The following is a 13248-nucleotide window of genomic DNA, read 5'->3' as shown; positions in this document are numbered from 1 at the left end:
TTAATTCGCTTGAGGAAACGAGCAGGGACTCATAAGTGCAGTTCTAGGCCCATTGGCTCCAAAACACAATATCGGGGAAAAGCTTTCAGACTTTCTAGGTTGTGCTTGAAATTTACTCCATTGACAAAACACAATCGATTTGGAATAATATTTGATTATATGCTCATTCATTCACATAATTATAATAAAATAATATCATTTCCCCTGAAAGGGAGAATATTAGAATGAAAGCTAATGGTATGCAAAATCTATTAGCTTCTTTTGTTTTCAAAAAATGATGTGTTTCGCATGTATTCATATAGGAAGGAATGACAACATGAAGACAAAACACTATTGGGTGATTTCTTTGCTCGCCGTCTTAGCGGTCGGGCCGGGATTGATGTCTAACACGGCATTGTCGTCAGTTCAAGGCCTTGTTCAGAAAGCGGTTGGAACAAGTGGCTTCACATCAGTAAATCCAATATTGATCGGCAATATGGCCTTTGCCTTGTTAGTTCCGGCAGGACCGCTGCTGAGGAAAAAATTCGGTGCTCGTCCCGTCTATCTGGCTTCATTACCTGTCTTTATACTAGGCTCACTGCTCATCGCATGTTCAGGCGATATTGCATGGATGGCGGCAGGACGCTTTTTACAGGGGGCGGCAACAGGCGTCATGCTGATGATTATGATTCCAATGCTTGTACTGTCATTCCCGATTGAACGCAGGAACTATGCACTGCTTGTGCTGATCGGGGGATTCTATGGTTCTGTTATCATCGGCACCATCCTGGGAACCATTGCAACAAGCTGCGGGCATTGGAGATGGCTGTTTTTCATCTTTGGCACCTTGTCCCTGATCGGTGTCGCGGTGAGCTATTTCTTTCTTCATGACGAGCATCACGGAGCGGCGGATCAAGAACAGCCGCTTGATCGTGCGGGAATTCTTTTATCTGTTTTCCTTGCCGCAGCCTCAGCGGTTTCATTCATTTTTCTGCAAAAATGGGGGCTGTCATCGGGTTATGTATGGATTGGTTTCGGGGTGACGTTATGTTTGCTCATTGGTCTATTGATTGTGGAATATAAAGTGAAAAACCCCTTCATATCTATTAAACTGATGCTGCTGCCAAAACCGGTGCTTGGCTTATTGATCATAGCTGCAGGGACGATAACGGTAGCTGTCAGCCTGTCTGCTTTTCAAGGCTTGCTCCGTCAAATGTATGATATTTCTCAGGAGCATCTCATTTTTTTAAACTTGACTCTTTTAATCGGAGTGGCGATCGCGGCCATTTTGAGCGCTCTGTTATATGATAAAGTCGGACCAGGGATGCTCGGTATTATTGGCGGACTTATTCTCGTTTTTGTGAATTTTCAATGGCTGCATATACAGGATCGATCATCTCTTTATATGTTCGCAGCACTGTTTATCATGCTTGCAGCGGGAACAGGCCTGACAGTCGCCGCAGGGCTGATGGGAGCTGCCATGGGAGGCCCGCTGCCTGATTTGGTCAAGAGAATGACAGCTGTTCAGTTTATAAGATTGTTTGTCTATATGGGAGTTCCCATTCTCATCGGCTTTTTCACGAAAAAAGATGCTGCCAGACAAAGCGGTTCGGTACAGGATTCTATGATGACTGCTTATCATGATCTCTTCTTCATTTCTTTTATCCTTAGCGTGCTGCTCGTCTGCCTGTCATTTTGTATGAATGCCACTGGAATGGGGCACAAGCTGGCACATAAACCACATGATAAAGCGAAAACAGCTCCGGAAAAACCGGCCGTCTCAGCACAAGGTTTGTCGAAGGCAACCGTCAATTCATATAAAGTAATAAATGATACGGAATATCGGAATGCACTCAGAAATTTACAAAAATAGAAACATGGTAAAAACCTTTTCATTGAGCGAAAAGGTTTTTATTTTGCAATCTTTTCCCAACTTTATCCCTAAAGAATTGAAAAATATTAGAAGTGCAAGTAAAATTCTAAAAGGTAGATTCTTTTACATTCGTAATCTTTTAATTCGAAGGAAGGTTTTCATGGCCCGTAAAAAACTTAAAAAACGTAAACTCTTGATTTCACTATTTTTCCTTGTATCGATTCCGCTAGCTCTGTTTGTTTTAGCGACAACTTTATCAAAACCGATTGAAATATCCAAAGAAACTGAAGAAATCGATGAACAGCAGGTATTTATAGACAGTCTGTCCGGACATGCCCAAATTTTGTATGAAAAATACCATGTTCTCCCCAGCATCACAATTGCTCAGGCCATTCTCGAATCGGACTGGGGGAACAGTGAACTGGCTGCTAAGGCCAACAACCTTTTTGGCGTAAAAGGGAATTATAAAGGCCATCATGTCACGATGGAAACGGACGAAGTTGAAAAAGGGAAAAGAAAAACCATTCGCGCGAAGTTTCGAAAATACAGCACGTTTTTTGAATCTATGGATGATCACGCCCAATTGTTCGTCCGTGGCACATCGTGGAATAAAAAGAAGTATAAACCGGTGCTTGAGGCAGGGAATTATAAGGAAGCGGCAACCGCCCTGCAAACATCAGGATATGCTACAGACCCTGACTACGCTGACAAAATCAGCGCTATTGTGGAAAAATACGATTTAGATGAGTACGATGAGGTAAATCCATCCCTCAAATCTGTGGATTTAAACGCCTCTATTAAAGACAGTGCCGTTCAAGATGTATGGTCCAAGCCTTCTACTGATGATCGGTCCATAAGGCTTACCTCTGCCCAATCTTACGTCGGCAAAGACATAAAGGTTGTGTCTAAAAAACAGAAAGGCCAGTCTGTATGGTACCAATTCCAAATCAATGATAAACTTATCGGCTGGATTGATGATTCAGCTGTTGAAATAAAGGAGGCAACCTAAGCCCTTTTTACTGGTATTTTTAATTCTTTGTTCCATTCTGGGGAATTTGAGGTATAATATTCCACGGAAGTTATCACTTTTTAACTATGCTTTCGGGAGGGAACAAAGATGCAGAAATATAGACGCAGAAACACGGTTGCCTTTACAGTATTAGCTTATTTCACTTTTTTTGCGGGAGTATTTTTGTTTAGTATCGGACTCTATAATGCTGATAACCTGGAACTCAATGAAAAAGGTTATTACATCGCTGTTATGATACTTGTAGCAGTTGGTGCGATTCTTACACAAAAAGTAACCCGTGATAACGCGGAGGATAATGAAATCATCGCGGAACAGGAAAAAAGACAAAATCAATCTCATATCGAATCATAAAAAAATCCGGCGACTGCACGCCGGATTTTTTTGATATCACCCTGTAAACACTTCGCCATCAGGATAACGGATATTTGATTGCTCTGTTTTTGCGAATGAAAACACGAACGTTAAAGGACCAATTCTTCCGATAAACATGATGACAATAATGATACACTTGCCAGCTGTTGTCAGTTCAGGAGTAAGCCCCATCGTAAGGCCGACAGTTCCGAATGCGGAAAAGGTTTCAAACACAATTTGAAGAAATGGCGCTTGTTCTGTGATCGTCAGGGCGAAAATCCCTAAAAACACGATGAACAAACTGGTGACGCTCACAGCTAAAGCTTTAATGATAATCGGATATTTGATGGAACGGCGGAAAATAACCGTTTCTTTTTTACCTCTCAAGTAAGCAATAACAGATGTTAAAATCACGATGAACGTAGTAAGCTTAATGCCACTCGCTGTTGATGCGCTTCCTGCTCCGATAAACATCAATAATAAAGTAAATACAATTGTTCCTTCTCTCACGCTTCCAAAATCTAGAGAATTGAAGCCTGCGGTTCTCGGCGTCACTGCCTGAAAATAGGAAGCCCACAGTTTATCCACTATATGCAGGTGGCCGAGCGTGCCAGGGTTGCTGTATTCTAAAATAAAGATCGCAAGCATAGCAATCGCATTCAACATCAGCGTTCCTGTAAGCATGAGCTTTGTATGTAAAGAAAAAGCTTTAAAACGCCGATTTTTCATAATATCAAACAGAACCGTAAATCCGATCCCTCCTGTAATAAATAAGAAAGTAATCACGAGGTTTACTGTAGGATCGCCAACGTAGCTCATCAAATTATCAGGCCACAACGAAAACCCGGCATTGTTAAAAGCAGATATTGCGTGAAACAAACTGGCAAACAAGCCGGATGACCAGCCGTACTGAGGTACAAGCCGGATGGATAAAATGAGTGCTGCTATCAATTCAATACTGATCGAAAACAGAAACAGGACTTTGACAAGGCCAATGACACCGCCGATTGTCGGCTGGTTTAAGGCTTCCTGGACGAGCATTCGTTCTTTTAAGCCGATTTTTTTTCCTAATATCATGACGATCAAGACCGCAAATGTCATAAATCCAAGCCCGCCAATCTGAATCAGCCCCATAATTACTGTTTGCCCGAATACCGTAAATTGAGTACCGGTATCGACAACAGCAAGCCCTGTAACAGTTGTAGCGGAAGCCGCAGTAAAAAGGGCATCTATCCATGACAATGGCTTCGTAGTGGAAATCGGAAGCATTAATAGGACAGCCCCGATGATAATGGTAAGGAAAAAACCAATGGCAAGCACTTGAGGCGGTGTAAACCGAACCCATTTGATCACTTTATCCTTTTGAAGTGTCACCTTTGTCTACATCCCTTCGTTTTCAAAACGTTTAATATCCTTTTTGTGGCCCATGATCACCAGGCAATCTTGCTCGTGAATGATGTCTTCAGGCGCGGGGGTAAGACAGATATCTCCATGATGTTTAATGGCCAGGATCGTGCAGCCGTACTTTGCTCTTACATTCAGGTCAATAATCGATTTTGAATCAAGCTTGCGCGTAGCCAGCAGCTCGACAATACTGTATTCATCAGATAGATCAATGAAATTCAAAACATTTTCATCTGAAAGGCTTTGTGCGATTTTAACCCCCATATCTTTTTCAGGATGAATAATGCGGTCAGCGCCGATTTTTTCAAGCACCTTGTGATGATAATAGTTTTGAGCCTTTACCCAAATATTTGGAATATCAAGCTCCTTTAATAATAGGGTGGTCAGCGTACTCGCTTGAATATTTGCTCCGATGGCAACAATCACATATTCAAAATTGCGTATTCCTAATGAAAGCAATTCGTTTTCTTCGGTGGCGTTGGCAATTACCGCATGAGTGGCGTAAGAAGCATATGCATTGACCTTTTCTTCGTTGATATCAACCGCAAGAACCTCATGCCCCATTCTATGAAGTTCTTTACAAATGCTGCCGCCAAACCGGCCCAGCCCGATCACGGCAAATTGCTTATTTTTAATTCTTCCCAATGTTCATATCTCCCTTAGTGAATTAACGTTTTTGAAGCAAAAAAGACCATTGCAAAGAATGGCCGATAATAGACCTCCTCTCTGTATACGCCTACGAGGTTAGCTGTCGGATTAGGGATTCAGAGTACCCCCTCTTACTTAGTAAGATTCACCCCAAGGCTGTTAATAAAACAGCCAATCGTTGGTTCCCCCGTTCGTGTTTGATTAAGCGGTAAAAGAGACTGTATGAAATTGAACACTCAAGAATTTACTCCTGTTTCTAGTGTTTGTCAATTTAAATTTTAAACCAGAAAAAAGATAACGGGGATTAGAGAAAAAGGGGAGGGTAAAACGCAAAAAAGACCGGCGTTAACCGGTCTTTTACATTAGTTGCAACCGCAAGGCTGAGTCGGAGGAGTGCTGCGCTTAGCCACGTCAATGCTGGCTTCTGCGTAAAATTTATTTCCGATGCTTAATGATTTATTCTCCGCACGGAAAGTATATGTACCAGCGGCAGGAAGTGTTTTGTTATTCAGTTTTAATTTGAATTCGCCAGCTCCTAACAAATCAAGTGCCAAAGGAACTCTTACTGTTTTCCCGTTATTGAGGATCTGTGTTGTACGCAAGGCATTTCCGTTCAATGTGTCTTTCGTGTTTGCAGTAAATCCGCTTGGCAATGTAAACTCCATAACGCCAAGGCTGAGAAGCGTGTTTGGACGGTAAGTCAATTCGATATCTGAGAAAGACCATTCCGTTTTGCTGGCGCCAGTGATTGTTGCGAACAATGAAGCTGTAGACTGTGTTCTCATAGTAGATTCAGTATGAGCTTTAGTTGATGTAGATTCAGCCGCGAAAGAAGCTGTAGGTGCAGAAACGAGTAACCCGAGACTTAATGCACTAATTGCCAAAGAAGATAATAATTTGCGTTTCATAACAAAATTCCCCCTAAAAAAATTATAAATTAAACAGGCCTGCCCGCTTTTCACCTCCTCTGAAGGCCAAATACAAATTTTACCTACATAAAATTACCATCAAATATTTTGGAAGTAAATGGGGTGTTTTTCCCGTATTTTTCAAATTTGTAGTAGTTACATCAAAAAAACGCCTGGTTTCCCAGACGTTTTCTGCTTTACTTTGTTTCGATCGGTATAAATTTAAAAATTTCTCCGGTCTGCACCGATTCAGCAAGCCGTTTCAGCCAGTCATAGTAAGCTTTAGAGCTTTCCAGCTGATCGTATAACTGCAGTGCCTCATTTTTGATATCCTCATCGAGATCTTCCTTGCTTAAAACCTTTTGTAAATCAGCTTGAGCTTCCTCGATCGCTGCTACATTCACTTGAACCTCCCGCTCCCATTTAGGTGGAAAGAAATTTGTGAAAAATTTAAAGAAATCCTTTTCAGCCACAAATGTATGCTTGCGGATTCCCCGGTGAAATGTTTTTTTCACTACATTTAAGTCTTGAAGCTTTTTGACGCCTGTGCTCATGCTTGGTTTGCTCATTTGCAACTCCTCACGCATTTCGTCAAGCGTCATCTCATCCCTCATATACATCGTCCCATATAAAATCCCGACACTGCGGGTAATTCCGTAAAGATCCATCGTTTCAGCAATGGAGTCAATAACAAGATCCCGAGCCTGTTCTATAGCTGCAAATTCTGGATTTTCATCCATACTGACCCTCTTTTCCTTTAGAAAATTAAATTCGTTAAGTTATTTCTTTATGTTCTTTATCTTAACGAAACATGAGGAAAAGTCAAAAAGAAAAATCGAAATGGGACTTTGACAGTTTAAAAACCATATGTTAGATTAAGGTTGTTAAAAACATTAAATTTTTATTTAACAAACTTTATTTACGTCAAGGAGGCTTATATGAGTCAAACATTATTCATTGACGGAGAATGGATCAGTGCCGAAAAAGAACAGATCCGCAGTATTATCAACCCATTTAATCAAGAAGAAATTGCAACTGTAAGCGAGGGAGGGCGAGAGGACGCCATCAAAGCAATCGCAGCCGCACGCAGAGCATTTGACAAAGGAGAATGGTCATCGCTATCCGGGCTTGAACGCGGGAAAATTGTTCTGAAAATTGCGGAATTAATCAGACGCGATCTTGAGGAGCTGGCTGAGCTTGAATCTCTTGATACAGGAAAAACACTCGAAGAAAGCAAGGCCGATATGGACGATATCGCCAATGTTTTTCAATATTACGCCGGCTTGGCAGACAAAGATGGCGGAGAGATCATTTCATCTCCGATTCCTGATTCAGAAAGCAAAATTATTAGGGAGCCAATCGGGGTTTGCGGCCAGATCACTCCATGGAATTATCCGCTCCTTCAAGCAAGCTGGAAAATCGCCCCTGCACTGGCTGCAGGAAACACAATCGTCATGAAGCCGAGTGAGATTACGCCGCTGACGACAATCAAAGTCTTTAAGCTGATGGAAGAAGCCTGTGTTCCAAAAGGTGTCGCAAATCTTGTTCTTGGACCGGGAGCCACAGTGGGCGACGAGCTTGCCGTAAACAAAGACGTCGATTTGATTTCGTTTACGGGCGGAATTGAAACAGGCAAAAAAATCATGCGGGCGGCAAGCGGAAACGTCAAAAAAATCGCCCTTGAACTTGGCGGGAAAAACCCAAATATTGTTTTCAAGGACGCGGATTTAGAAGTTGCGGTTGATCAAGCCTTAAACGCTGTATTTTTCCACGCCGGCCAAGTATGCTCTGCAGGTTCCCGCTTGCTTGTTGAGGACGCCATTCATGATCAATTTTTGGCGGAGCTGGTCAAACGGGCAAAACGCATAAAACTCGGAAACGGTTTTCATGCTGAGACAGAAAGCGGTCCGCTTATTTCGGCGGAGCACAGGGCAAAGGTAGAAAAATATGTAGAGATCGGAATAGAGGAAGGCGCGAAGCTGGAGACAGGAGGCAAACGCCCGGAAGATCCTGCGCTTCAAAACGGCTTTTTCTATGAACCTACTATTTTCTCAAACTGTAATTCTGACATGAGAATCGTTCAGGAAGAGGTTTTCGGTCCTGTATTGACAGTCGAAACCTTCAGCTCTGAAGAAGAGGTAATCGAGCTTGCGAATGATACCATCTATGGCTTGGCTGGAGCGGTATGGTCAAAAGATATTGAAAAGTGCGAACGGGTAGCAGCCCGCTTGAGAATGGGAACCGTTTGGATCAACGATTTTCATCCGTACTTTGCACAAGCGCCATGGGGCGGATATAAGCAATCCGGGTTCGGACGCGAGCTTGGAAAAATAGGCCTTGAAGAATACACAGAAGTCAAACATGTATACCGCAATACAAAACCGGCAGCGGTTAACTGGTTCAATTCATAAGAGGGGAAGATTGATGATGACATTAAATATGAAGGTAGAAAGCATGCAGAAATTCCACACATTTGAAATTCCGACTGTGATTAAGCATGGAATCGGAGCCATCAAGCATACGGGTGAGGAAGTAGCTGCACTGGGCGTTTCAAAAGCGCTCCTTGTCACAGACCCAGGAATTTATAAAGCCGGTGTTGCTGATCCTGTAATCGAATCACTTAAAGAAGCAGGCATTGAAGTGGTGCTCTTTAATAAAGTTGAGCCAAACCCGCCTGTCCGTCTGGTGAATGAAGGATCTGAGCTTTACAAAAAAGAGAACTGTAATGGTTTGGTGGCAGTCGGAGGCGGAAGCTCCATGGATACAGCAAAAGCAATCGGAGTAGAAGCGACTCACGAAGGAAGCGTGCTTGATTATGAAGCGGCAGATGGGAAAAAACCGCTGGAAAACCGCATTCCTCCGCTGACGACAATTCCCACTACAGCTGGAACAGGATCAGAAGTAACCCAATGGGCGGTTATCACAGATGAAGAAAGAGAATTCAAATTCAACACGGGCGGTCCTCTGATTGCAGCGCACTTGACCATCATTGATCCTGAGCTTCATGTTTCAATGCCTCCTCATGTAACAGCTATGACGGGAATTGATGCGCTCGCCCATGCTATTGAATGCTATACAATGAAATTTGCACAGCCAATCACGGATGCAGTTGCCTTAATGGCGATTGAGTATGCCGCTCATTACATTAAGAGGGCATTTGCTGACGGAGAGGATCTGGAAGCAAGGTACGGAATGGCGCAGGCTGCGATGCTTGCCGGTCTTTCTTACGGAAGTGAATCAGCGGGCGCTGCTCATGCGATGAGCCAAACGCTTGGCGGTATTATCCCAGTCGCTCACGGCCAATGTGTAGCGGCGATGATGGGCCCTGTCATGGAATACAACTGGAAGGGCTATCCTGAGAAGTTTGCGCGTATTGCGAAAGCGTTCGGTATTGGTACAAGCAAGATGACAACAGAAGAAGCTGCGAAAGCATCTGTCAATTGGATGTATGATCTGGTCAAAGATTTAGAAGTGCCGACTTTAGAAGAGCAGGGAGTATCACCTAATATGATCGAACGCTTGTCTAAAGAAGCAATGAAAGATCCGCAAACCTTCGGAAACCCTAGAGATTTAAATGAAAAAGCATACAACTGGATCTACAAGCGCTGCTTTAACCTTACGCCTAAAACGGTATAATCAAAATCCCGCTCCTTTACAGAGCGGGATTTTTTGGGATAATGAAGCATAGGTGGAAATTTTAGATAAGAAGGAAGGTGCCAGCTGATGTGGAAGCGTATGACTGCAAAAGCGGAAGGCTTATATATCGCAGATACAGAAAGCTTCGTAACAAAGCAAATGGACAAGCTTGATTTTGATTATGGCGGCATCCCCGGCGACTTGCATTTTGGCCTGACCAAAAAAGCGGGAGCCAGAGAACCAATGTTTTCAAGAGGGACTGAAATTTTCAACCGCAGACAAATTTCAATTGTTTCAATAGAGGAATGCAACGAAATCGCTTTAAAAATGGGAGTGCCGAGGATTTTGCCGGAATGGCTCGGGGCGAATGTGGCAGTCAGCGGTATGCCAGATCTTACTTCATTAAAAGAAGGAAGCCGGATTATTTTTCCGAGTGGAGCGGCTCTGCTGTGTGAGGGCGAAAATGATCCGTGTATCCAGCCGGGAGAAGTGATTCAGTCTTATTATCCGGACCAACCGAAGCTGGCGCCGGCTTTCGTCCGCCACGCACTGGGCATTAGAGGGATTGTCTGTATTGTGGAGAGACCTGGTGCTGTTTACACAGGTGATGAAATAGAAGTTCATTCCTATCAGCGAAAAGTCAAACGAAAAGCAGAAAGGGTCTGATGAAATCAGGCCCTTTCTATCTTTTCTTTAATTTCTTTTATTTGGCTGAGATGCCGTTTTTCATGATGGCCGATAAAATCGATCCACTGTCTGACAGTCAGCTCTTGAAACACAGGATGCGGAAGCACTCTTTCAAAATCTTCTTCTGTCAGAGAGGCAATCGCAGCAGTCAGCTGCTCTCTTACCACATCAAGCTCACGTTTCATTTGGCTGCCTGAAATAAAATCATGCGCAGGCTCAAGATGACTCGGGGCTTTCCGTTTATTATTTCTGTCCTGTGCTACCTCAAGCGGTTTTTCTTCAATTTCTTTAATCGGAGCGTCCTTTACACGTTCCTTCAACATTTTTTGTGCGGTCATATCGATTTTTTTCAAATGGTCAAGAACTTCCCGTATGCTCCATTCTTCAGCAGAAGGCTTTTGGTTCAGCTTTTCGTCAGAAAGTCCTTTCAATTCGTTCCACGTTTCTAATCTGGCTTCATTAAAGATACTCATCATATCTCCTCCTAAAATGACATTACCATATATATAAGCAATTATCATTTATAAAGCACTTCAAATGGGTTATTTGTCTTAAAATTTTGAAACTTTTCCCGTGGTGTCTCGTATAAATGGTAACGGCAGCCGTTCATCAATGCATTGATGAAGAAAGGATGAGGAAATTGGAGTTATTTGGAGTACCTATACAAACAATTTATCTTTATACGCTTATTATTGCGGGCAGCCTTACGCTGTTATTTCTGTTTTTCGGAGATGTATTTGCAGGGCTGCCGGAAGGCATTCCGTTTCTTAATCCGACATTAGTGCTCTCATTTTTCACATGTTTTTCAGCGGGCGGATATATAGGTGAACTCGTATTGCCTCTGTCAAGCTTGCTGATTGCGCTTTTATCTTGCATCCTTTCAATCATGCTGGTGGTATTGCTTCACATCTTTGTACTGGTACCATTATCATCTGCAGAAGAATCATTGGCATATAGAGAAGATGATCTCAGAGGAAGACTCGGTAAAGTGATTACAGCTGTTCCGGTTGACGGGTTTGGTGAAGTGGTCATAGAAGGGATAGGAGGCACCATTTCAAAGTCAGCGGTCAGTTTTGATAATCAGCAGATCAGTTACGGGACAACGGTGTTAGTCGTAGATATTAACAACGGAGTTCTTTCGGTTACTCCGCATGAACCCATTTAACATAAAAGGAGGAATTTGATATGACAATGCCGATTATAATGATCATCGGAGTTGTATTCTTTTTATTAATTGCACTAATAGCTGTGTTTATTACGAAGTATCGTACAGCAGGGCCTGATGAAGCGTTAATTGTAACAGGGAGCTATCTGGGGAATAAAAATGTTCATGTCGATGAAGGCGGCAACCGTATTAAAATCGTCCGCGGCGGAGGAACCTTTGTCCTTCCCGTCTTCCAGCAGGCAGAGCCGCTAAGCTTATTATCAAGCAAACTCGATGTTTCGACACCTGAAGTCTATACAGAACAAGGAGTGCCAGTAATGGCCGATGGAACTGCGATTATTAAAATCGGCGGTTCTATAGGAGAAATCGCTACAGCGGCCGAACAATTTTTAGGGAAATCAAAAGACGACCGTGAGCAGGAAGCGCGGGAGGTTTTAGAAGGCCACCTTCGTTCCATTCTCGGCTCAATGACAGTAGAAGAAATCTATAAAAACAGAGAAAAATTCTCTCAAGAGGTGCAGCGTGTCGCTTCACAGGATCTCGCGAAAATGGGGCTTGTAATCGTCTCGTTTACCATTAAAGATGTTCGTGATAAAAACGGTTATCTTGAATCATTAGGGAAACCGAGAATTGCCCAAGTAAAACGCGATGCTGATATCGCAACAGCAGAGGCTGATAAAGAAACACGAATTAAGCGGGCAGAAGCCGATAAAGACGCAAAAAAATCAGAACTTGAACGGGCGACGGAAATCGCTGAAGCTGAAAAACTCAATCAGCTCAAAATGGCTGAATTCCGCAGAGAACAAGATACGGCAAAAGCGAATGCCGACCAAGCATATGATTTAGAGACTGCCAGAGCGCGCCAGCAAGTCACAGAGCAGGAAATGCAGGTTAAAATTATCGAACGCCAAAAACAAATAGAACTAGAAGAAAAAGAAATTCTTCGCCGTGAACGTCAATACGACTCAGAGGTAAAGAAAAAAGCCGATGCAGACCGTTATTCTGTTGAGCAGTCCGCAGCAGCAGAGAAAGCCAAACAGCTCGCGGAAGCCGATGCCAAGAAGTACAGTATTGAAGCAATGGCAAAGGCTGAGGCGGAAAAAGTAAGAATTGACGGGCTAGCAAAAGCAGAAGCGGAAAAAGCGAAAGGAGAGACAGAGGCAGAGGTTATCCGCCTGAAAGGTCTTGCAGAAGCGGAAGCAAAAGAGAAAATTGCGGCTGCCTTTGAACAGTACGGGCAGGCGGCGATTTTCGATATGATTGTCAAAATGCTTCCGGAATACGCGAAACAAGCAGCGGCACCTCTTTCAAATATTGATAAAATCACCGTTGTCGATACAGGAGGAAGCGGTGAATCAAGCGGAGCAAACAAAGTAACCAGCTATGCGACGAACTTAATGTCAAGTCTGCAAGAAAGTTTAAAAGCATCCTCAGGAATTGATGTAAAAGAAATGCTTGAGAACTTTTCAGGAAAAGGAAACGTAAAACAAAGCATTAATGAATTAACAAATGAAATCAAAGAAGCCAAAACGATCCAAAAATCAGAGTAAGGAAAGGGCAGAACCGT

The 13248-nt window shown here is 43.0% G+C and carries 13 protein-coding genes and 1 riboswitch; of the genes, 8 read left to right on the top strand and 5 right to left on the bottom strand.

Annotated elements, in window-relative coordinates:
* Positions 1-316: 316 nt before the first annotated feature.
* The 3 genes from MHH79_RS15970 to MHH79_RS15960 all read left to right on the top strand — a co-directional run bounded on the left by MHH79_RS15970 (position 317) and on the right by MHH79_RS15960 (position 3233).
* Positions 317-1852, top strand: a complete 1536-nt coding sequence (locus MHH79_RS15970) for an MFS transporter (protein WP_340034710.1) — start codon at positions 317-319, stop codon at positions 1850-1852.
* A gap of 160 nt (positions 1853-2012) precedes the next feature.
* Positions 2013-2861: an exo-glucosaminidase LytG gene (gene lytG / locus MHH79_RS15965; RefSeq protein ID WP_003228938.1), complete on the top strand. Its 849-nt coding sequence runs from the start codon at positions 2013-2015 to the stop codon at positions 2859-2861.
* 108 nt (positions 2862-2969) lie between these two features.
* On the top strand, positions 2970-3233 hold the full coding sequence (locus MHH79_RS15960) for a YiaA/YiaB family protein (protein WP_003222348.1): 264 nt from the start codon (positions 2970-2972) through the stop codon (positions 3231-3233).
* Between the two features lie 36 nt (positions 3234-3269).
* On the opposite strand, the gene ktrB is transcribed toward MHH79_RS15960, so the two are convergent.
* The 4 genes from ktrB to gbsR all read right to left on the bottom strand — a co-directional run bounded on the left by ktrB (position 3270) and on the right by gbsR (position 6933).
* The gene (ktrB, locus tag MHH79_RS15955; protein ID WP_340034709.1) at positions 3270-4607 is read right to left on the bottom strand and encodes a Ktr system potassium transporter KtrB; all 1338 of its coding nucleotides are present in this window, start codon (positions 4605-4607) and stop codon (positions 3270-3272) included.
* Between the two features lie 6 nt (positions 4608-4613).
* The gene (gene ktrA / locus MHH79_RS15950; protein ID WP_251217630.1) at positions 4614-5282 is read right to left on the bottom strand and encodes a potassium uptake protein KtrA; all 669 of its coding nucleotides are present in this window, start codon (positions 5280-5282) and stop codon (positions 4614-4616) included.
* 72 nt (positions 5283-5354) lie between these two features.
* Positions 5355-5503, bottom strand: a riboswitch (cyclic di-AMP (ydaO/yuaA leader).
* A 144-nt stretch (positions 5504-5647) separates the two neighbouring features.
* A complete protein-coding gene (bslA, locus tag MHH79_RS15945; RefSeq protein ID WP_003243556.1) occupies positions 5648-6193 on the bottom strand; it encodes a biofilm surface layer hydrophobin BslA in 546 nt (181 codons plus the stop codon).
* 197 nt (positions 6194-6390) lie between these two features.
* Positions 6391-6933, bottom strand: coding sequence for a transcriptional regulator GbsR (gene gbsR, locus MHH79_RS15940; protein WP_014477778.1), 543 nt, complete (start codon positions 6931-6933; stop codon positions 6391-6393).
* Positions 6934-7131: 198 nt separating this feature from the next.
* On the opposite strand from gbsR, the gene betB reads away from it, so the two are divergent.
* From betB to MHH79_RS15925, 3 genes are all read left to right on the top strand, one after another.
* Positions 7132-8604 carry a betaine-aldehyde dehydrogenase gene (gene betB, locus MHH79_RS15935; RefSeq protein WP_100505745.1) on the top strand — a complete coding sequence of 491 codons (1473 nt, stop codon included), beginning with the start codon at positions 7132-7134 and terminating at the stop codon, positions 8602-8604.
* Positions 8605-8620: 16 nt separating this feature from the next.
* Positions 8621-9829 (top strand): choline dehydrogenase, encoded by a 1209-nt coding sequence (gene gbsB, locus MHH79_RS15930; protein WP_340035167.1) that lies wholly within the window; start codon positions 8621-8623, stop codon positions 9827-9829.
* Between the two features lie 87 nt (positions 9830-9916).
* Positions 9917-10495 carry an MOSC domain-containing protein gene (locus MHH79_RS15925; RefSeq protein ID WP_014477775.1) on the top strand — a complete coding sequence of 193 codons (579 nt, stop codon included), beginning with the start codon at positions 9917-9919 and terminating at the stop codon, positions 10493-10495.
* A gap of 5 nt (positions 10496-10500) precedes the next feature.
* Here MHH79_RS15925 and MHH79_RS15920 read toward each other — a convergent pair whose 3' ends face one another.
* Complete coding sequence (locus tag MHH79_RS15920) at positions 10501-10989, bottom strand: DinB family protein (protein ID WP_100505743.1); 489 nt, start codon at positions 10987-10989, stop codon at positions 10501-10503.
* A 167-nt stretch (positions 10990-11156) separates the two neighbouring features.
* Between MHH79_RS15920 and MHH79_RS15915 the strand changes: the two genes are divergently transcribed.
* Together MHH79_RS15915 and floT are read left to right on the top strand one after the other, a co-directional pair.
* On the top strand, positions 11157-11681 hold the full coding sequence (locus tag MHH79_RS15915; RefSeq protein WP_015251368.1) for an NfeD family protein: 525 nt from the start codon (positions 11157-11159) through the stop codon (positions 11679-11681).
* Positions 11682-11701: 20 nt separating this feature from the next.
* The gene (gene floT / locus MHH79_RS15910; protein WP_015384468.1) at positions 11702-13231 is read left to right on the top strand and encodes a flotillin lipid rafts scaffold protein FloT; all 1530 of its coding nucleotides are present in this window, start codon (positions 11702-11704) and stop codon (positions 13229-13231) included.
* Positions 13232-13248 lie beyond the last annotated feature (17 nt).

The sequence above is a fragment of the Bacillus sp. FSL K6-0993 genome, from assembly GCF_037977205.1.
Taxonomy (GTDB): Bacteria; Bacillota; Bacilli; order Bacillales; family Bacillaceae; genus Bacillus; species Bacillus subtilis.
The sequence above is the reverse complement of the archived record's forward strand: the minus strand, read 5'-3'. Positions and strand labels throughout refer to the sequence as shown.